The sequence below is a fragment of the Bradyrhizobium barranii subsp. apii genome, assembly GCF_011516635.5.
Lineage (GTDB): Bacteria > Pseudomonadota > Alphaproteobacteria > Rhizobiales > Xanthobacteraceae > Bradyrhizobium > Bradyrhizobium barranii.
The window spans coordinates 7,050,025-7,070,556 of sequence record NZ_CP096255.1 but is presented as its reverse complement, the minus strand read 5'-3'; the positions used below and the strand labels follow the sequence as shown (position 1 = coordinate 7,070,556).

Sequence of the window (20,532 nt, the reverse complement as noted above, 5' to 3'; positions counted from 1 at the left end):
GAACCTTGTTCGCAACGGCGCGGACAAAGGCAGACCGAAACAGACAGGAGAACATCATGACTTCAGAACAGATCACCCTCGTCCAGCAGAGCTTTTCCAAGGTCGCGCCGATTTCAGAGGCGGCCGCGGTGCTGTTCTACGATCGCCTGTTCGAGGTGGCGCCATCCGTGCGCGCGATGTTTCCCGAGGACATGACCGAGCAGCGCAAGAAGCTGATGGGCATGCTCGCTGCCGTCGTCGGCGGCCTGTCGAAGCTCGAGACGATTCTTCCCGCGGCCTCGGCGCTCGCCAAGCGTCACGTCGCCTATGGCGCCAAGGCCGAGCACTATCCGGTGGTCGGCGCGACCTTGCTCTGGACCCTCGAGAAGGGTCTCGGCGAGGCCTGGACACCCGAACTCGCCACGGCCTGGACCGACGCCTACGGCGTGCTGTCCGGCTACATGATTTCCGAGGCCTACGGCGCACAGGCGCAGGCCGCCGAATAGGAGATGCCTTGTGAGTGAACCGCTGGTCATCGTCGGTAACGGTATGGCGGCCGCGCGTCTGGTCGACGAGCTCGCCAAGACCTCGCTCGGCCGCTACGCGGTCGCGGTGATCGGCGAAGAGCCGCGGCTCGCTTACAATCGCGTGCTGCTCTCCTCCGTACTGGCCGGCGAGACCGGCTCGCACGAGATCGAGCTGAGGCCGGCGGACTGGTGGCGCCATCGCGGCGTCACCGTGCGCTACGGCTATCGCGTCACCGAGATCGACACCGGCCGCCGCGAGCTCAAGATCGAAGGTGAAGAGAGCGTCGAATATTCCAAGCTCGTGCTCGCCACCGGCTCGACGCCGCTGCGGCTCAACGTGCCGGGCGCCGATCTCGCCGGGGTGCACACCTTTCGCGATACGCGCGACGTCGATCTGCTGCTGACGCTCGCTGCGGCGAAGAAGCGTGTCGTCGTGGTCGGCGGTGGCCTGCTCGGACTCGAAGCGGCCTATGGCCTTGCGAAAGCCGGCGCGCCTGTGACGCTGCTGCACCTGATGGACCGGCTGATGGAACGCCAGCTCGATCTGCCGGCGGCCGACCTGCTGAAGACGCTGGTCGAGCGCAAGGGCATCCGCATCCTGCTCAATGCCTCCACCGCCCGGATCCACGGCGAGGGCCATGTCGAAGCCGTCGAGCTCGCCGACGGCACGCGCATCGAGGCGGATGCCGTGATCTTCGCCGCCGGCATCAGGCCGAATGTGGCGCTTGCCAAAGAGGCGGGCATCGCGGTCAACCGCGGCATCGTCGTCAATGACGAGATGCAGACGGCCTCGCCCGACATCTACGCGCTCGGCGAATGTGCCGAGCATCGCGGCACCTGCTACGGCCTGGTCGAGCCCGCTTACGAGCAGGCGCGCGTGCTGGCGCGGCATCTCGCCGGACGTCCCGCCGCCTATCAGGGCAGCGTGGTCTCGACCAATCTGAAGGTGTCCGGCGTCAGCGTCTTCTCCGCCGGCGACTTCATGGGCGGGGACGGCAGCGAGAGCTTGGTACTCACCGACCGCAGGCGCGGCACCTACAAGAAGCTCGTCATCGCCGACGGCCGGCTCACCGGCGCGGTCCTGATCGGCGATACCGTCGATGCGCTCTGGTATCTCGAGCTGATCCGCAATCGCGACAAGGTGGCGGCGATCCGCACCGACATGATGTTCGGCCGCGCGCTGGCGCGTCCCTCCAAGGCGGCTTGATAAGGCAGCTCGATATGACGGCGATCGATCCCACGCTCCGCGCCACCAAGACGACCTGTCCCTATTGCGGCGTCGGCTGCGGCGTGCTGGCGACACCCGACGGCAACGGTGGCGCGGCGATCGCGGGCGACCCTGATCATCCCGCCAATTTCGGCCGGCTGTGCTCGAAGGGCTCCGCGCTCGGCGAGACTATCGGGCTGGAGAGCCGGCTGCTCTATCCGATGATCCGCTGCAAGGGCGTGCTGGAGCGTGTCGCCTGGAGCGATGCGCTAGACCACGTCGCCCATCGCATGCAGCACATCGTGGCGCGCGACGGCGCCGATGCGGTCGCGTTCTATCTCTCGGGCCAGCTCCTGACCGAGGACTATTACGTCGCCAACAAGCTGATGAAGGGCTTTGTCGGCACGGCCAATGTCGACACCAATTCGCGGCTCTGCATGTCGTCCTCGGTCGCCGGCCACCGCCGCGCCTTCGGTGCCGACACCGTGCCCGGCTGCTACGAGGATCTCGACCAGGCTGATTTGCTCGTGTTCGTCGGCTCAAATGCGGCCTGGTGTCATCCCGTGCTGTTCCAGCGCATGCTGAAGAACCGGCAGGAGCGCGGCGCGCGCATGATCGTGATCGATCCGCGCCGTACCGACACGGCCAGCGACGTCGATCTGTTCCTCGGCCTCAAGCCCGGCACCGACACTGCGCTGTTCTCCGGCCTGCTCGTCCATCTCGCCGACAATGGCGCGCTGGACCAGGATTACATCGCGCAGAACACGTCTGGCTTCGATGACGCGCTGGCGCGCGCGCGCAACATCGCCGGCAGTGTCACCGCGACCGCACTGGCGACGGGCCTGTCCGAACAGGACGTCGCCGCCTTCTTCAAGATGTTCCGCGACACCGAGCGCGTCGTCACGCTCTATTCGCAGGGCGTCAACCAGTCGGCGCAGGGCACCGACAAAGTCAACGCGATCCTGAACTGCCATCTTGCCACGGGGCGCATTGGCAAGCCGGGCGCCTCGCCGTTCTCGCTCACCGGCCAGCCCAACGCGATGGGCGGGCGCGAGGTCGGCGGCCTCGCCAACCAGCTCGCCGCGCATATGAACTTCACGCCGCCCGACATCGACCGCGTGCGGCGATTCTGGAAGGCGCCGCGCATCGCCACTCATGAAGGGTTGAAGGCGGTGCAGCTGTTCGAGGCGATCAACCGCGGCGAGGTCAAGGCGCTGTGGGTGATGGGCACCAACCCGGCGGTGTCATTGCCGGACGCGGACGTCGTGCGTGAGGCGCTGAAGAAGCTCGAGCTGTTCGTGGTCTCCGAGAACGTGCTCTCCAACGACACGGTCGAGGCAGGGCCGCACGTGCTGCTGCCGGCGCTCGCCTGGGGCGAGAAGTCGGGCACGGTGACCAATTCCGAACGCCGCATCTCGCGCCAGCGCTCGTTCCTGCCGGCGCCGGGCGAGGCGCGGCCGGACTGGTGGATTCTGAGCGAGACCGCAAAGCGGCTCGGCTTCGGCGACAGCTTCAACTACAAATCCGCCGCCGATATTTTCCGCGAGCATGCCGCGCTCTCTGCTTTCGAGAACGACGGCAGCCGCGATTTCGACATCGGCGCGCTGACCGCGCTCTCGGACGAGGCCTTCGACGCCTTGAAGCCGGTGCAGTGGCCGGCGCGCGAAGGCGAGGCGGCCGGCGAGCGCTTCTTCGCGAACGGCGGCTTCTTCACCAATGACGGCAAAGGCCGCTTCGTCGCGCCGGACGTGCCGTCACTGCGCGGCGAGACCGGACCGTCGCGCCCGCTGCGGCTCAACACCGGACGTATCCGCGACCAGTGGCACACCATGACGCGCACGGGGCTCAGCCAGCGTCTCGGCGCGCATCTGCCGGAGCCGTTCGTCGAAATCCACCCGGATGATGCCAGCAAACACGGCATCGCGCATGACGGCTACGCCCGCATCACCACCGATTACGGCCAGTGCATCTTGAAGGTCGTCGTCAGCGACCGTCAGCAGCGCGGCACGCTGTTCGCGCCGATCCACTGGAGCGCGATGAACGCCTCGCACGGCCGCGTCGGGGCGCTCGTGCAGTCCTTCACCGATCCGTTCTCTGGCCAGCCGGAGTCGAAAGCCACGCCGGCGGCGATCTCGCCTTATGAGTACGTCTTCCGCGGCTTTGCGCTGTCGCGCAAGCAGCTCGATCTGCCGCCGAACCTGATGTGGACCCGTGTCACGGTTACGGGCGGCTTCGGCTATCTCTTCGCCGACAATGCGGATCTGTCGCGCTGGCCGGCCTGGCTCGACGGCGTCGCCGGCGAGGACGTCGCCGATTATCGCGACTTCGGCGGCGGCGTTTATCGCGCGGCCTCGTTTGCAGGCGACCGCATCGAGACCTGCCTGTTCGTCGGCCCCGCGCATGATGCCGGCGACTGGGAGGTGGTGAAGAGCCTGTTCGTGGCCGATCACGTCACCGACGAGCAGCGCCGCATGCTGCTGTCAGGCAAATCGACGGAGGGCGCGGCCTCGACCGGCCCCATCGTCTGCGCCTGCTTCGGCGTCGGCCGCGGCACCATCTGCGACACCATCGCGAGCGGCGCGCGTACGGCGGCCGAGATCGGCGCCAAGCTCAAGGCCGGCACCAATTGCGGGTCATGTATCCCCGAGCTGAAGCGGCTGATCGCGACGACGGAAGTGGCGCCGGCGAAGCAAGCGAAGGTCGCGGCGGCTGCGGGGTAGGGGATCTCTCCAGCCTGGGAGACGGTCTCGTGCCCCGGACGCTGCGCAGCACGAAGTGATGCGCTGCAGAGCCGGGGCCCACCTCACAGCAGAGTATTTGGCCTTTCTGGGTCCCGGCTCTGCGCAGCAGCGTTTCACGCTGCAGCGCGTCCGGGACACGAGAGTGACGTGGACGCAGCCATGTCCTTCGCCCAATCGACGCGCCCGCGATTGTGCCCTATGTTGCCGCGATCCCCCTCCACATGCACAAAAACAACAATGATGTACCTGGAAACGCCGCCGCGCCTGATCGAAACCAAGATCTTCTCCACCATGCCGGACCAATTCCGCCGCAAGGGCGTGCGGACCGATTGGGCCGATGCCAACCGGCCGGGTGTGCCGACCGATAGTTTCATCGAAGGGCCGTCGTTCGACAAGGACGGCAACCTCTACATCGTCGACATTCCCTTCGGCCGCATCTTCCGCATCGCGCCTGATGGCGCGTGGTCGCTCGTGATCGAATATGAGGGCTGGCCGAACGGATTGAAGATCGCCGCCGACGGCCGCATCCTCGTGGCCGACTACATGCACGGCATCATGGAGCTCGACGCCGGGGCAGGGCGCATCAGGCCCATCCTGACCGCCCGCAACTCGGAATCGTTCCGTGGCTGCAACGATCTGCATCTCGCCTCCAACGGCGACATCTTGTTCACCGATCAGGGCCAGACCGGCCTGCACGACGCAAGCGGCCGCGTCTATCGCCTGACGTCGAGCGGCCGGCTCGATTGCCTGCTCGACACCGGCATCAGCCCGAACGGCCTAGTGCTCGACCCCAGCGAAACCGTGCTGTTCGTCGCCATGACCCGCGACAATGCGGTGTGGCGGTTGCCGTTCATGAAGGACGGCAGCGTGTCGAAGGTCGGCCGCTTCTGCTCGCTGTTCGGCACCAGCGGTCCTGATGGCATGACCATGGACGCGGCTGGTCGCCTGTTCGTCGGCCACGCCTCGCTCGGCCACGTCTTCGTGTTCGCGCCGAACGGAGAGTTGATCGCGCGGATCAAGTCGTGCGCGGGTCCGAGCTGCACCAATGTCGCCATCGGTGGCGTGAAGAAAGATCGGCTCTATATCATGGAGTCAGGGACCGGCAGCGTGCTGGTTGCGGATATCAGTGGCCTGTAGAGCATCTGAAGGAACGAACATGAACACAAAACCCTTCGGCAAGACCGGCGCGAACGTCTCCGTCATCGGGCAGGGCACCTGGTATCTCGACCATGGCGACCGCAAGCGCGCGGTCGCGGCGCTTCAGCGCGGGCTCGATCTCGGCATGACCCACATCGACACCGCCGAGATGTACGGCGATGCCGAGCTCGTCATCGCCGATGCGATCGCAGGCCGCCGCGATGAAGTGTTCCTGGTTTCAAAGGTGCTGCCGAGCAACGCCTCGCGTGGCGGCACCATCACGGCGTGCGAACGCTCGCTGAGGCGGCTGAAGACCGATCGTCTCGACTGCTATCTGCTGCACTGGCGCGGTTCCTATCCGCTCGAAGACACGGTCGCCGCATTCGAGGAGTTGGTGAAGGCCGGCAAGATCAAATCCTGGGGCGTCTCCAATTTCGACGCCGACGATCTCGACGAGATTCTCGACGTCTCCGGCGAAGGCCGCATCGCCTGCAATCAGGTGCTCTATCACCTCAAGGAGCGCGCGATTGAGCATGCGGTGATCCCGTGGTGCGAGAAGCATGGCGTCGCTGTCGTCGCATACTCTCCGTTCGGCCACGACGAGTTTCCCACAAGTAACAGCAAGGGAGGCGCGGTGCTGGCACGCATCGCAGAGGCGCGTCGTGTGATGCCGCGGCAGGTCGCGCTGAGCTTCCTCACCCGTGCAACTACGGTGTTCGCGATCCCGAAGGCCTCGTCGGCGGAACATGCCGGCGAGAATGCGGCGGCCGGCGATCTCGTGCTGACGAAAGACGAGATTTCGGCGCTCGATGCGGCGTTTCCGCGCGGTCCGAAGCCGCGCGGTCTGCCCATGTTGTAGTGCACAAACGCCTATTATTAATGGAGTATTGACGCGCGGGGTCGTCAGCGCATATCGGCATCCTGTTTTCGGAAGTTGTGAAAGCGGCGCATTTGTCGTTTTTTACGATCGTTCCCGAATCGTCGTTTTCCCAGGTTCCAGCCGTGACACCGCCGCCCGCCGCAGCCGCAAGGCTCGACAGTATTCCCATGCCCGTGCCGGAGAAGAAGCAGGAGGCTCGCCGCGCGCCTGCGCGCGTCGATCATCCCTTCAAGGGGATCGCGCTGGTGCTGCTGTCGACGGTATTCCTCGGCTGCTCCGACGTCACCGCAAAGTATCTGTCGACGAGCCTGCCGTCGATCGAGATCACCTGGATCCGTTTCGTCACGTTCGCGCTGATGTTCACGCCGGTGATGCTGCCGGGCTCGCCGCTGCATGCGATGCGCACCGATCGCCTCGGCCTGCAATTGATGCGCGGCGTCGCGCTGCTCGGCTCCTCGCTGTTCTTCATCACCGGTCTCCGTTTCCTCCCCATCGCGGAAGCCTCGGCCACCGGATTCGTCTCGCCGCTGTTCGTCACCGCGCTGTCGATCATCTTCCTGAGCGAGAAGGTCGGCATGCGCCGCTGGATCGCGACCGCGATCGGTCTCATCGGCGTGATGATCATCCTGCGTCCGGGCTCCAATGCGTTTCACGCCGCCGCGTTCTTCCCGATCATCTCGGCATTCTGCTGGGCCGCTGCGCTGATCCTGACGCGCATGATGAGCGGGCGCGAAGCCGTCCTCACCACCATGGCCTATTCGGCGCTCACGGGCGTTGCGATCCTCAGCCTGATGGTGCCGTTCGTCTGGGTGACGCCGAGCTGGACCGCGATCGGGCTCGGCATCGTGATCGGCGTCGCGTCCACCGTGGGCCAGTGGATCATCGTGCTGGCCTATCGCTACGGCGATGCCTCGGTGCTGGCGCCGTTCTCGTACACGCAGTTGCTGTGGGTCAGCATTCTGGGCTTCTTCCTGTTCGGCGAAGTGCCTGACGTCTGGACCGTCACTGGTGCTGCCTTCATCGTCGCCAGCGGTCTCTACATCGCTCATCGCGAGCGCATCCGCCGCGCCCAGCTGCTGGTGCTGGAAGAGCGTTCCCCGAACCCCTGACGAAAGTTCGCGCGTCCCGCTTCGTGCTATCAACGGCTCCAACAACACGGGAGGAGCCGGATGCGCGCTGCGATTTTCAGGAACGGTGAGATTGTCGTCGACCGGATGGTCGAGCCGAAGCCGGGCCCCGGCCAGGTGCTGGTCAGGACGCTCGCCTGCGGCATCTGCGGCTCCGACCTTCACGCGCGCCTGCATGCTCCCCGCATGGTGGAGATGGCGAAGAAGACCGGCCGCAAGCCGATGGATCTCGCCCGCGACGTCGTGTTCGGCCATGAGTTCTGCTGCGAGATCGTCGATTACGGTCCCGGAACCGCGCGCAAGCTCAAGCCCGGCACCCGCGTCTGCTCGCTGCCGGCGCTCGTGACGCCGCAGGGCGTCGAGGGCATCGGCTATTCCAACGACAATATCGGCGGCTATGCCGAGGCGATGCTGCTCAGCGAGCCGCTACTGCTTGAGGTGCCCAACGGTCTCGCGCCCGAACATGCGGCGCTAACCGAGCCGCTCGCCGTCGGCGTCCACGCCGTGGCGAAAGCCAACATCCGGGGCGGCGAGGTACCGCTCGTGATCGGCTGCGGCCCGGTCGGCCTCGCGGTGATCGCAGCGCTGAGGATCAAGGGCCTGCATCCGATCGTCGCCGCCGACTATTCGCCGGCGCGGCGTGCGCTGGCGGCAAGGCTCGGGGCCGATATCGTCGTCGATCCCAAGGTGACGCAGCCCTACGCGACCTGGGCCGAGCACGCGCAGATGTCGGAGGCCGAGAAGGCGGCGCGGCCGCCGTTGCAGGCCATGCTGCCGGCATTGAAGCCTGCAATCATCTTCGAATGTGTCGGCGTGCCCGGCCTGTTGCAGCAGGTGTTCGAGGGCGCCCCGCGTGATGCTCGCATCGTGGTGGTCGGCGTCTGCATGGAGACCGACAGGAGCGAACCCATGCTCGGAATCATGAAGGAGCTCAATGTTCAATATGTGCTCGGCTACACGCCGGATGAGTTCGCAGCGTCACTGCGCCTGATCGCCGACGGGCAGGTCGATGCGGCCGCGATGGTCACCGCCGAGGTCGGCCTCGATGGCGTCGCAAAGGCGTTCGCTGATCTCGCCAATCCTGAGGCGCACACCAAGATCATCGTGCAGCCGTGGAAATAGGGAACGGCTGAAGCACGCCGCCGTCGAGTTTCGCCGCGACGTCGGCATCGCTCATCTGGGCGATCACGGCCCGGCGATCGACGATCGCCTGGTGGAATTGCGCCAGCACGAGACCGAAGGCGGTGAGGTCGCCGTCTTCGATGGCGCCGTCCTCGTGACAGGCCAGCGTCTCGCGCAAGATGTCGTCGGCTGCGCTCTGCATCGCCGCGAGATCGTCGAGCGACGTCGCCTCCCGCACGCTGGAGATCGCCGTCAGCAACCGGTCGCGATGCAGCGCGTTCTCGCTGCGCTCCTCGCGCCGCAGATAGTGCCGCAGCCACGCGGCCACCGAGCCGAAGCCCGAGAGCAGCAGCACTGCGCCCCAGATGTAGTCGCTGTACTTGTCCATGAAGCTGCGCTCGTTGCCGTCGATAAAGGCGGCAGCTCCTGGATGGGCCGGCAGCGCGGCGTCTTTGTCAGTGTCAGGCTTCTGGATGTGACTGACGCCGGGCAAGTCCTTCACGAGCGACTGACGGACCGTAAACAGCTCGCGGGTGAAGGTGGCGACCGTGTCCTCGGACAGTGAGGCGGGCGCGACGATCAGATGATTGACGGCGATGGTGTCGATCTTGTCGTCCGGCCGCTGCGGCGTTGTGGAAAATGCGCTCGCGGGAATTTCCTCGGATTCGTAGAGCGGATGCCGCTCGGCGATGGCGTCGGAGACGTCGACGGACAGGAACTTGGGCTCGCCGCGCAGGCGTGCGGTGGTGGCGATCGTGCTTGCGATCGCCTTGTCGTCGAGTGCGCCCACCATCATGAAGGCGTCGAGCGTTGAGTCCTGGGCCATCTCGGAGATGCGGTCGATACCGAACTGTGCGATCGTGACCTTCTACGGGTTGACGCCTGACTCGGCGAGGATGACACGAAGCAGATTGAGATTGGCATCGCCAAGGCCGACGACACCGATGCGGCGCCCCGTGAGGGAGGCGATCTCCATGATCTTCGGCCTGGCGGCGCCCTTGCGCGCCGCTGGCGCCCACAACACCACGAAATTCCGCCGCAGGAACGCCACCGAATTGGTGTCGGCCGGCATGGCGAAGTCGCCGCGAGCCACCGCGAGGTCGGCCTTGCCGGCGCCGAGCAGATTGAGGCTTTGCAGTGTGCCGTCGGTCTCGATCGGCACGAGCCGCACCGCGCCACCCCTTGCGTCGAACGCCTTCGCCACCGCCGCAATCAGCGCCTGGTCGTCACTGCCGGCCGGCCCGACCGCGATGCGTAGCGTCGCCGGCTGCCAGACCCAATAGGCGAGGGCAAGAGCGACCGTGAGCACGCTTGCGAGCGCGAGCCACGGGCCAAAGCGATTGCGGCGGCGAGACGACGCGTCTCTCCTCACGCTCAGATCGCTTGGCACGGGCATCTCGCTTTCCTCATCGGCAAGCTCGCCCGACGGCAGGCGCGGCGGGTGCCGTCAGTATTTCGAAGGCACGTACATCTCCGGCGGAATCGGGCCGCGGTGATAGTCGGGATTGCGCACGCGCGGCGGCAGCACCACGGGCACGCGGGCGACCTCCTGGTACGGCATCTGACTCAGAAGATGTGCGATACAGTTGAGGCGGGCGCGCTTCTTGTCGACGGCGTCGACGATCCACCACGGCGAGTCCGGCAGATGCGTGTGCTCCAGCATCGTCTCCTTGGCCTTGGTGTACGCCTCCCAGCGGCTGCGCGCCTCGACATCCATCGGGCTCAGCTTCCACTGCTTCAGCGGATCCCTGATGCGCATGCTGAAGCGGAACTGCTGCTCGTCGTCGGTGATCGAGAACCAGTATTTGACCAGGATGATGCCGGAGCGGATCAGCATCCGCTCGAACTCCGGCACCGTCTTGAAGAACTCCTGGTATTGCTCTTCGGAGCAGAAGCCCATCACGCGCTCGACGCCGGCGCGGTTGTACCAGCTGCGGTCGAACAGCACGATCTCGCCGCCGGCCGGCAAATGCGACACGTAGCGCTGGAAGTACCATTGCGTGCGTTCGCGCTCGCTCGGGGCGGGGAGCGCCGCGACACGGCAGATGCGGGGATTGAGCCGCTGGGTGATGCGCTTGATGACGCCGCCCTTGCCGGCGGAATCGCGGCCCTCGAACAGCACTACGACCTTCTTCTTCTCGCTCTGTACCCAGTCCTGGAGCTTGACCAGTTCGCCCTGGAGGCGGAGCAATTCCCTGAAATAGAGCCTGCGATCCACCGTCGGGCGGAGCGCGTCCGTCTCGTCCAGCAACTCGTCGAGCCTGCTGTCATCGAGCTCCATCTCCAGCTCTTCGTCGAGATCGTCGGTCATTTCCCGGATGATGCGCTCGCGTTTGGCCATTTCAGGGGTGCGGTCGGATGCGGTCATGGGTCCTTCTTTCGGCAGGGTGCCTGTCGCCCGTGACCATCGGCGGGGTTTATTGCGCCCATGTGACACCGGTTCCGAAATAGCCCGGCGGGGCCGTCAGACCGGCAGGGCGATCGAATATTTGACCTGGCTGAGCGCAAAGCTCGACTCGATCGAGGCAATGCCGTCGAGCCGGGTCAGCTTGGTCTTCAGGAAGGTCTCGTAGGAGGCGAGGTCGGCCGCCACCACGCGCAGGAGATAGTCGCGGTTGCCGGTCATCAGATAGCACTCCAGCACCTCGTCCCATTTCGAGATCGCGCGCGCGAAACGATTCAGATCCTCCTCCTTCTGCCGCGCCAGCTTGATCGAGATGAAGACGCTGACATGCAGCCCCAGCGCCTTCTGGTCGACGGTCGCGATGTAGCGGCTGATGACGCCGCGCTCCTCCAGCAGCTTGACCCGGCGATGGCAGGGCGACACCGAGAGCCCGACCTTGTCGGCCAGCTCCTGCATGGTCAGCCGGCTGTCGTTCTGGAGCAAAGCGAGGATTTTCCGGTCGATGGCGTCGAGGTCTGGCATTGGGATGAAACCTGTCTGAAGTGCTGATCCATTGGTAAAGTATCCCAATATTCGGGGGTATGGCGCGAAAAATTGAGAAGTTTGGCGCCGCCCGCAGGCGTATCATCGTCCGACCTGTTTCCGGGAGCCATTGTCATGCCCGTTGATACCGCCCGTCTGGACACATTGACCGCGCTGGCCCGCAAGGCGCTGTGGCTGTCGTCATGGACCATCCATCACGCCAACCACATCCGCGCCAACGCGGACGGGCTCAAGGTCGGGGGACACCAGGCCTCGTCCGCCTCGCTCGCGACCATCATGTCGGCGCTGTATTTTAGCGTCTTGCGCCCCGAGGATCGCGTCGCGGTGAAGCCGCATGCGAGCCCGGTGTTCCACGCCATCCAGTATCTGTTCGGCCGGCAGACCCGCGAGAAGCTGGAGAACTTTCGCGGCTTCAAGGGCGCGCAGTCCTATCCCTCGCGCACCAAGGATGTCGACGACGTCGATTTCTCCACCGGCTCCGTCGGCCTCGGTGTCGCGCAGACGCTTTTTGCCTCGCTGGTGCAGGACTATGTCAAGGCGCATGGCTGGATGAAGGATCGCCGCGAAGGGCGGATGATCGCGCTCGTCGGCGATGCCGAGATGGACGAGGGCAACATTTTCGAGGCGCTCGCGGAAGGCTGGAAGCACGGCCTGCGCAACACCTGGTGGGTGGTCGACTACAACCGCCAGTCGCTCGACGCCGTCGTGCGCGAGGGGCTCTGGGAAAAGTTCGAGACCATGTTCCGCAATTTCGGCTGGGAGGTGGTGATCGTGAAATATGGCCGCCTGATGCGCGAGGCCTTTGCCGAGCCAGGCGGTGAGGCGCTGAAGCGGTGGATCGACAATTGCCCGAACGCGCTCTACGCGGCGCTGTGCTTCCAGGGCGGTGCCGCCTTCCGCAAGCATCTGCACGACGAGATCGGCGACCAGGGCCCGATCACCAAGCTGATCGACAGGCGGAGCGACGAGGAGCTGCTGGCGCTGATGTCGAACCTCGGCGGCCACGACATGGCGAGCATGCTGGAGGCGTTCGAGTCGATCGACCACGATCGCCCAGTCTGCTTCATCGCCTACACCATCAAGGGCGTCGGCCTGCCGTTCCAGGGCCACAAGGATAACCACGCCGGCCTGATGACGGTCACGCAGATGGAGAAATATCGCGAGAGCCAGAACATTCGTGCGGGCCACGAATGGGACAAGTACGAGGGCCTCGCGCAGGACGCCGCCGAGCTCGACGCCTTCCTTGCGCGCGTGCCGTTCAACCAGGACGGCCGTCGGCTGACCGCGCCTGTTATCGAGGTGCCCCAGCAGCTGGCGTTCAAGCCGTCGCCGCAGATGTCGACCCAGCAAGGCTTTGGCCTCGTGCTGAACGAGATCGCGCGCGACGACAGCGAGCTGGCCAGACGCATCGTCACGACCTCGCCCGACGTCACGGTCTCGACCAATCTCGGTCCGTGGGTGAACCGGCGCGGCCTGTTCGCGCGCGGCGAGAAGGCGGACTTATTCCGCAGCGAGAAAATTCCCTCCACGTTCAATTGGGACTTCTCGCCCAAGGGGCAGCATCTCGAGCTCGGCATCGCCGAGATGAACCTGTTCATCATGCTCTCGGCGCTGGGCCTGTCGCACCAGATCAACGGCGAGCGGCTGTTGCCGGTCGGCACGCTCTACGATCCCTTCATCGAGCGCGGCCTCGATGCATTGAACTACGCCTGCTACCAGGATGCGCGCTTCATGGTGGCAGCGACGCCCTCGGGCATCACGCTGGCGCCTGAAGGCGGTGCGCACCAGTCGATCGCGACGCCGTTGATCGGCATGGCGCAGGACGGGCTCGCCTCGTTCGAGCCGGCTTTCGTCGACGAGCTCGCCGTGATCATGGCGTGGGGCTTCAATCACATGCAGCGCGATCCGGGCGAGGGCGGCTCGGTCTATTTGCGGCTCTCGACGCGCAGCATCGAGCAGGCGCAGCGGATCATGACGCCGGAGCTTGCGCAGGGCATCACCGACGGCGCCTATTGGCTGCGCAAGCCGGGGCCCAATGCCGAACTCGTGATCGCCTATACCGGCGCGGTCGCGCCCGAAGCGATTGAGGCGACCGGCTTCATCGGCGAGAGCCGCCGCGACATCGGCCTGCTCGCGATCACCTCGGCGGATCGCCTGCATGCGGGTTGGACCGCTGCGCGGAAATTGCGGCGCGATCGGCGGGGTGTGCAGCATCTCAGCCACATCGAAAAGCTGCTCGCGCCGCTGCCGCGCGACTGCGGCATCGTGACCGTGATCGACGGCCATCCCTCCGCGCTCGGCTGGCTCGGCAGCGTCCGCGGCCATCGCGTCGAGGCGCTCGGCGTCGAGCAGTTCGGCCAGACCGGCACGATCGCGGACCTCTACCGCCATTACGGCATCGATGCGAACGCCATCATCGATGCGGCGGAAAGCCTCACCACCGGCGCACCGGTGCTGCACCGGAAGATGGCGGTGTAGTTGAGGTAACTGCCCTGTCATTCCGGGGCGACGCGTAGCGTCGAGCCCGGAATCCACACTCCCGATCGTGGTTATGGATTCCGGGCCCGCGCCAAGTGGCGCGTCCCGGAATGACACCTGAGGGAGCCTTGCCTCGTTCCCGCCATCGGCTCATATATCCTCCGTCCGCCGCAACGCTGGCCCCGCATATGGCGGGTTCAATTGCCGGCGCTTTCGTGCAAGGATGCCTGCCGAAACGCCCCCTCCAAGCCCCCAAGAAGAGGTTAACGATGGTCAATCGCATGCAATTCTACATCGACGGCGCCTGGGTCGATCCCGCCGTCAAGAAGTCCACCGCCGTGGTCAATCCCGCGACGGAAGAGGCGATGTACGAGGTTGCGCTGGGCTCCAAGGCTGACGTTGACAAGGCCGTCACTGCTGCCAAGCGCGCCTTTGCAACTTTCTCCCAGACCAGCCGCGAGGAGCGCGTCGCGCTGCTCACGAAAGTAATCGAGGTCTACAAGGGTCGGCTCAAGGAGATCGGCGCCGCCGTCTCCGACGAGATGGGCGCGCCGCTGCCGATGGCGGAGAAGCTCCAGGCCGGCGCCGGCCTCGGCCACCTCATGACCACGCTCGACGTGCTCAAGAACTATCATTTCGAGGAACCGGTCGGCACCGCCATGGTGCTGCGCGAGCCGGTCGGCGTGGTCGGCATGATCACGCCCTGGAACTGGCCGCTGAACCAGATCGCCTGCAAGGTCGCGCCTGCGCTCGCCGCCGGCTGCACCATGATCCTGAAGCCGTCGGAATTCACCCCGACCTCGGCTTTGATCTTCGCCGAAATCTTCCATGAAGCCGGCGTGCCGAAGGGCGTGTTCAACCTCGTCAACGGCCTCGGCCCCGAGGTCGGCGCCGCCATGAGCGAGCATCCTGACATCGACATGATCTCGTTCACCGGCTCGACCCGCGCCGGCATCGATGTGGCCAAGCGCGCCGCGCCGACCGTGAAGCGCGTCAGCCAGGAGCTCGGCGGCAAGTCGCCGAACGTCATCCTCGAAGGCGCCGACCTGCAGAAGGCGGTGACCGGCGGCGTGATGCACATGTTCAACAACTCCGGCCAGTCCTGCAACGCGCCCTCGCGCATGATCGTGCCGCTGTCGAAGATGAAGGAAGTCGCCGCGATCGCGAAGGCCGTCGCCGACAAGACCAAGGCCGGTGATCCCCGCGCTGAAGGCACTACCATTGGTCCGGTCGTCAACCGCGGCCAGTGGGACAAGATCCAGGGCCTCATCAAGAAGGGCATCGACGAGGGCGCAACGCTCGTCGCCGGTGGTCCGGGCCTGCCCGAAGGCGTCAACAAGGGCTTCTACGTCCGTCCGACCATCTTCGCCGACGTCACCCCTGACATGACGATCGCCCGTGAAGAAATCTTCGGACCGGTGCTCACCATCATCGGCGCCAAGGACGAAGCCGAAGCCGTGCACATCGCCAACGACACGCCCTATGGTCTCGCGGGTTACGTCTCGGGCGCTTCGGTTGAGGACGCCAAGCGCGTGGGTCGCCAGATCCGCGCCGGCAACGTCAATCTCCAAGGCGTGCCCAACGACCGCTCCGCGCCGTTCGGCGGCTACAAGCAGTCCGGCAACGGCCGCGAATGGGGCAAGTACGGCCTCGAAGACTTCCTCGAAGTGAAGGCCGTTGCGGGCTTCAACGCGGCGTAAGTTTTCGCCTGAACAAAGATGACGCCGGAGTGGGAGACCGCTCCGGCGTTTTTCGTTTTGCTCCGTCGTCATTGCGAGGAGCGCAGCGACGAAGCAATCCAGACTGTCTCCACGGAAAGACTCTGGATTGCTTCGCTTCGCTCGCAATGACGGAGGAGAGATCTCGTAGGGTGGGCAGAGGAGCGAAGCGACGTGCCCACCATTCCGCGACGAACAAGGAGGGTGGGCACGCGTTCGCTTTGCCCACCCTACGAGACCATCTCTGCGGAACGCCTATCCCCCGACCGCGCCCTGCGTGTTCACATAGAGCGCGTAGATCGACTGGCTCGCGGCCATGAAGAGGCGGTTGCGTTTGACGCCGCCGAAGCAGAGATTGGCGCACCGCTCGGGCAGCGCGATGCGGCCGATCATGACGCCGTCGGGCGCGAATACCACGACGCCGTCGAGCTCGGGATCGCCCATGCCCCAACCGCACCAGAGATTGCCGTCGATGTCACAGCGCATGCCGTCCGGCGTGCCCGGGCCGGCATCGATGTGGACGCGCTTGTTGGAGATCGTGGTGCCGTCAGGCGAGACGTCATAGGCGAGGATTTTTCGGTTCGGCACGCCGCGCGATTCCACGACATACAGAATCTTCTCGTCGGGCGAGAAGCACAGCCCGTTAGGACCGAGCACGCCTTCGGCGACGATGGTCGCCTTGCCCGTTGCAGGATCGAGCCGATAGACGTTCGGCTCGATCTCGGGCTCCGCCTTGTAGCCCTCGTAATTGCCAAGCAGGCCGAAGGTCGGATCGGTGAACCAGATCGAGCCGTCGGACTTCACCACGACGTCGTTCGGCGAGTTCAGCGGCTTGCCACCGAATGAGTCCATCAGCACGGTGATGCTGCCGTCATATTCGGTGCGCACCACGCGGCGGCCGCCATGCTCGCAGGTGACGAGCCGGCCCTGGCGGTCGCGCGTGTTACCATTGGCGAAATTCGAGGGCTTTCGGAAAACCGAGACGGTTCCGGTCTCCTCCTCCCACTTAATGATGCGCTGGTTCGGGATGTCGCTGCACAGGAGATAGCGGCCGTCGCCGAACCACACGGGACCCTCGGCCCAGCGCAGGCCGGTCGCCAGCCGCTCCACCGCCGACAGCTTCAGCCAGTATTTCTCGAAGCGGGGGTCCAGTGCTTTTATCGCCGGATCGGGGTAATAGGTCGCCGGCCGCCAGCCTTGAGTGTGGGACGATGCATCGTTCATGTGCAGGTCTCTTTGTTGCGTTCCCTCTGTCCAAGTCTGCTAGCATCAGTTATCTACGGCCGCAAATCGGTCACCACAGGCGAGGGAAGACATGCCGCGTATTTTGATGACGGGAGCTTCGGGCGGAATCGGCACGAGCCTGCGAAAATTGCTGCCGCCGATCTATCCGGATCTCCTGCTCTCCGACATCAAGCCGCCCGCCGATCTCGGCGCGAGCGAACAATTCAAGGCGGCGGATCTCGCCGATCTCGCGCAGTGCGAGGCGATCTGCGAGGGCGTCGACGGCATCATCCATTTCGGCGGCTATTCGGTCGAAGGCACCTGGGACCAAATCCTCCAGGCCAACATCATCGGCGGCTACAATTTGTTCGAGGCCGCCTACCGCAGGGGTGTCAAGCGCGTGGTGTTCGCCTCGTCCAACCACGCCGTCGGCTTCTATCCCCGCCACCACAAGATCGGGGCCGACGTCACCCCGCGCCCCGACGGCCGTTATGGTGTCAGCAAGGTGTTCGGCGAGGCCGTCGGCGCGCTCTACGCCGACAAGCATGGCCTGAAGGTGACCTGCCTGCGCATCGGCAATTTCGGCGACATGCCGCTCGACCAGCGCCGGCTCTCGATCTGGCTGAAGCCCGACGACCTCGTGCAGCTCTGCCGCATCGGGCTCGAACATCCCGACATCCATTTCGAGGTCTTCTACGGCGCCTCCCTCAACGAGCGCGCCTGGTGGGACAACCACCGCGCCTACGAATTCGGCTATCGCCCGACGGGGCGCGCCGAGGATTTCCGCGAGCACGCGATGGCCGAGCAGGCCAAGCTGAAGCCGGATCCGGTCGGCGACCACTACCAGGGCGGCGCGTTCTGCAGCAACGAGTTCGACGGCGACACGAGCCGGATCATTGATTGGAATAAGCGCTGAAATGTCATGCCCCCTCTCCACAGTTATGAGGTGAGGGGGCCTCTCCGCGGCACTCGCGCCGGCATGCAGCCTAGTCCATGCCTTCATCGGGAATATTCAATACGGTGCCGCAAGCTTTGCAATGCACCGCGTCGACATCGTGGCGCTGCAGGGCGCAAACCGGACAGGGGAAGCGTACCTTGGAGGGTGCGAGCAGTGCCTTGGCGAGATTCAGGAAAAGGGTCACGCCAAAGATCATGATGACGACGGTGATCAGGCGGCCGACGGTCCCGGGCAAGGTGATGTCGCCGAAGCCGGTCGTGGTCAGTGCGGTCACCGTGAAGTAGAGCGCGTCGGCATAGTTGGCGATCTGGTGATTGTGAGACTTCTGCGTCTCGTAGACGATCCCGGTCATCACGAAGATGAACACGCCGAGGTTCGCGACGGCAAAGACCACTTCCTCATTCCGCCGGAAGAAGGCGCTGTCGACCCGGAGCCGCGCCACCATCTGATAGTCGCGCAGCAGCCTCAGTGTTCGAAATGCGCGCAGGAAGCCGCCGGCCTCTCCGGCGAGCGGCGCAAGGAACGAGATGATGACGACGATGTCGGTCCAGGTCGAAAGCCGCGCCAGGTCGTGCAGCGGCCGGCGGCTGATGATCATCCGTGCGGCGAAATCCGCTAGGATCAGCACGCCGAACACCACATCGAGCGACTCGATGGCCCTGTTGCGAGGCAGGAACGAGGTCGCGATGATGAACAGAACCGTGACGACGTCCAGCGCAAGCAGGGCGTATCGGAATTTTATGCAGCCGAACGTGTCGCCTTCGTAAAGTTCCCGGATCCTGCCCTTCAGGGCCTCAAATGGGACGGCGATGGCGTCGAGCGGCCCATGTCCCTTCGTAGTCGTCCGTTAAGAATCCGAATTGAGCGGGATGGGACATGTGAACGTGCGCCATATCCGGATCAGGAACAGGTCCAAGAAATCTCTCAGCCAGGCGAGGATGCGGCGGAAGTTGTGGCCTACGGCGGAGAGGACGACGTTGGCGGCGTCTCCTGCGCGGCCTTTGAGGTAGCAGCGCCCGAGGTGACCTTCGGCCTTCAGGTGTCCGATGATGGGCTCGATGGCGGATCGGCGGCGCAACTCGCGCTTGATGATCCCGAAGACGCCGCGCTTCTGGCCGGAGATGAAGACGCGACGTGGATTTTGAGCGTCGTGGCCGCGATACCCCTTGTCGACATAGGCCCGCTCGATCGGACAGCCGGTGAGTGCCTCGGTGCGGTCGATGACGTCGCGCAGGGTGTGACCGTCATACGGATTATCGGGCAGCGCCCTGACGTGTAGCACGAACAGACCGCCGGGAGCTCGGCGGTTGTTGGTGACGATGGAAGCCTTGACGCCGAACTCGTACGGCGCGGAGGCCTTGCCCTTGCCGATGCACTCCACCTCCGGGGCATGGAAAGAATAAAGCTTCCAGCCGCGTTGGCGCTGCTGCTGCGAGCGGATCTGGCTGGCCCGGCCAAGCGGAAGGGCGAACGCCTCCTCCAGGGCTGGCTGGCCGTCGATCTTGCGGCGGATATCGCGGATGATCCGGCCGAGCCTTGAGCGCAGGATACGCAACTGCCGCTGATGCCGCCTGAATTGTTTGGCATGGGCGTAGCGGCCCGCCATCATCGCGGCGGCCTTGGCGATCCGAGAATAGGACTGCCGCAGCCTGACGCCGTGCCTTCTCGCCAGGCGATTGAGCCCCTTGATGGCCGCATGCAGCAGCTTGGCGTCGGTCGGAAAGGTGATGGCCTTTGGCTGCACCGTGGTATCGACCGTGACCCGCTTGAGGTCCTGGCCGCGTAACGCGCCGGCCTCGTGCGCCACCCGCAGGCTCTCGGCCAGCAGCAGTTCCAGCTTGTCGCCGAGCCGCTTGCGCCAATGGCTCAGGTCCGATCGCTCGTGCGGGAAGGCGTGCTGGAAGAACTCTTCGCCGGTGAAGTACTGGAAATACGGGTCGTGGACCCAGCGCTCGCAAATCCCCTCATCGGACAGCCCGTAAATCTGCTTGAGCAACAGCAGCCCGATCATGAAGCGGGTCTCGATCCCCGGCCGGCCGTTCTCGCTGTAGAGCGGCGCGATCTCGCCGTCGATCCAGTCCCAATCGATCTTGCCGGCCAACAGAACCAGCTCGTGCTTCAGATTGATGATCTGGTCCAGCCGCGCCCGGAACAGGTCGTTCGATCCCGTCGTCTTGTGCTTCTTCGGTCGCATCGTCCCCTCCGATGCAACACAGAATCATGGTCCGCTGCGAAAGGGAATCTGGAGGGTTCTGTGAGGTCGCGCTCACGCGAGGGCGCGGCAGGCGCTTATGACGCGACCTCATTGAAGCCGGATTGAACGAAGGCGCGGGAGGCTATTCGCGGTTTTGCAGCTATGGGGATTGTTCGAGATCGCCATGCCCGATCTGCTGGCTCGGCGCGTGAGGCAGAGACACAGGAGTGCGCATCCTGGAAGAGTTGAGATCAGACGCGCTTCGCCTGAGATCGCGATAGGCCTTTTGCTGC

At 65.0% G+C, this 20,532-nt stretch carries 17 protein-coding genes; 10 read left to right on the top strand and 7 right to left on the bottom strand.

Translation table 11 applies throughout. From position 1 onward, the window contains the following. The first annotated feature begins 56 nt into the window (after positions 1 to 56). The 7 genes from HAP41_RS33990 (at position 57) to HAP41_RS33960 (ending at position 8,720) form a co-directional block, all read left to right on the top strand. Positions 57 to 485, top strand: coding sequence for a globin family protein (locus tag HAP41_RS33990; protein WP_063986572.1), 429 nt, complete (start codon positions 57 to 59; stop codon positions 483 to 485). 10 nt (positions 486 to 495) lie between these two features. Further along, on the top strand, positions 496 to 1,713 hold the full coding sequence (locus HAP41_RS33985; protein ID WP_166089822.1) for an NAD(P)/FAD-dependent oxidoreductase: 1,218 nt from the start codon (positions 496 to 498) through the stop codon (positions 1,711 to 1,713). A gap of 14 nt (positions 1,714 to 1,727) precedes the next feature. Beyond that, positions 1,728 to 4,433, top strand: coding sequence for a nitrate reductase (locus HAP41_RS33980; protein WP_166089842.1), 2,706 nt, complete (start codon positions 1,728 to 1,730; stop codon positions 4,431 to 4,433). Between the two features lie 261 nt (positions 4,434 to 4,694). After that, on the top strand, positions 4,695 to 5,591 hold the full coding sequence (locus tag HAP41_RS33975) for an SMP-30/gluconolactonase/LRE family protein (RefSeq protein ID WP_166105623.1): 897 nt from the start codon (positions 4,695 to 4,697) through the stop codon (positions 5,589 to 5,591). A gap of 19 nt (positions 5,592 to 5,610) precedes the next feature. Further along, the gene (locus HAP41_RS33970; protein ID WP_166089847.1) at positions 5,611 to 6,450 is read left to right on the top strand and encodes an aldo/keto reductase; all 840 of its coding nucleotides are present in this window, start codon (positions 5,611 to 5,613) and stop codon (positions 6,448 to 6,450) included. A gap of 188 nt (positions 6,451 to 6,638) precedes the next feature. Beyond that, positions 6,639 to 7,580 carry a DMT family transporter gene (locus HAP41_RS33965; RefSeq protein WP_175618334.1) on the top strand — a complete coding sequence of 314 codons (942 nt, stop codon included), beginning with the start codon at positions 6,639 to 6,641 and terminating at the stop codon, positions 7,578 to 7,580. Between the two features lie 60 nt (positions 7,581 to 7,640). After that, positions 7,641 to 8,720: a zinc-binding dehydrogenase gene (locus HAP41_RS33960; protein ID WP_166089851.1), complete on the top strand. Its 1,080-nt coding sequence runs from the start codon at positions 7,641 to 7,643 to the stop codon at positions 8,718 to 8,720. On the opposite strand, the gene HAP41_RS33955 is transcribed toward HAP41_RS33960, so the two are convergent. The 4 genes from HAP41_RS33955 to HAP41_RS33940 form a co-directional block, all read right to left on the bottom strand. Then, positions 8,698 to 9,546, bottom strand: coding sequence for a TAXI family TRAP transporter solute-binding subunit (locus tag HAP41_RS33955; protein ID WP_248577134.1), 849 nt, complete (start codon positions 9,544 to 9,546; stop codon positions 8,698 to 8,700). The genes HAP41_RS33960 and HAP41_RS33955 overlap by 23 nt on opposite strands. Before the next feature lie 42 nt (positions 9,547 to 9,588). Then, entirely contained in the window at positions 9,589 to 10,116 is a 528-nt protein-coding gene (locus tag HAP41_RS33950; RefSeq protein ID WP_224580669.1) for a TAXI family TRAP transporter solute-binding subunit, read from the bottom strand. Positions 10,117 to 10,167: 51 nt separating this feature from the next. Further along, positions 10,168 to 11,088, bottom strand: a complete 921-nt coding sequence (gene ppk2, locus HAP41_RS33945) for a polyphosphate kinase 2 (protein ID WP_166089860.1) — start codon at positions 11,086 to 11,088, stop codon at positions 10,168 to 10,170. A gap of 96 nt (positions 11,089 to 11,184) precedes the next feature. Further along, complete coding sequence (locus HAP41_RS33940; protein WP_014497003.1) at positions 11,185 to 11,646, bottom strand: Lrp/AsnC family transcriptional regulator; 462 nt, start codon at positions 11,644 to 11,646, stop codon at positions 11,185 to 11,187. 135 nt (positions 11,647 to 11,781) lie between these two features. On the opposite strand from HAP41_RS33940, the gene HAP41_RS33935 reads away from it, so the two are divergent. Both HAP41_RS33935 and HAP41_RS33930 read left to right on the top strand, forming a co-directional pair. Beyond that, positions 11,782 to 14,145, top strand: a complete 2,364-nt coding sequence (locus tag HAP41_RS33935) for a thiamine pyrophosphate-binding protein (protein ID WP_166089882.1) — start codon at positions 11,782 to 11,784, stop codon at positions 14,143 to 14,145. A 269-nt stretch (positions 14,146 to 14,414) separates the two neighbouring features. Next, the gene (locus HAP41_RS33930; protein ID WP_166089893.1) at positions 14,415 to 15,845 is read left to right on the top strand and encodes an aldehyde dehydrogenase family protein; all 1,431 of its coding nucleotides are present in this window, start codon (positions 14,415 to 14,417) and stop codon (positions 15,843 to 15,845) included. 273 nt (positions 15,846 to 16,118) lie between these two features. Here HAP41_RS33930 and HAP41_RS33925 read toward each other — a convergent pair whose 3' ends face one another. Further along, positions 16,119 to 17,087, bottom strand: coding sequence for an SMP-30/gluconolactonase/LRE family protein (locus HAP41_RS33925; RefSeq protein WP_166089900.1), 969 nt, complete (start codon positions 17,085 to 17,087; stop codon positions 16,119 to 16,121). Between the two features lie 91 nt (positions 17,088 to 17,178). Between HAP41_RS33925 and HAP41_RS33920 the strand changes: the two genes are divergently transcribed. Continuing rightward, complete coding sequence (locus HAP41_RS33920; RefSeq protein ID WP_166089908.1) at positions 17,179 to 18,003, top strand: NAD-dependent epimerase/dehydratase family protein; 825 nt, start codon at positions 17,179 to 17,181, stop codon at positions 18,001 to 18,003. Between the two features lie 70 nt (positions 18,004 to 18,073). Here the strand turns inward: HAP41_RS33920 and HAP41_RS33915 are convergent, their stop codons facing one another. Further along, on the bottom strand, positions 18,074 to 18,856 hold the full coding sequence (locus tag HAP41_RS33915) for a potassium channel family protein (RefSeq protein WP_166105627.1): 783 nt from the start codon (positions 18,854 to 18,856) through the stop codon (positions 18,074 to 18,076). Positions 18,857 to 18,892: 36 nt separating this feature from the next. After that, positions 18,893 to 20,239: an IS5 family transposase gene (locus HAP41_RS33910; protein ID WP_166053956.1), complete on the bottom strand. Its 1,347-nt coding sequence runs from the start codon at positions 20,237 to 20,239 to the stop codon at positions 18,893 to 18,895. Positions 20,240 to 20,532: the final 293 nt, after the last annotated feature.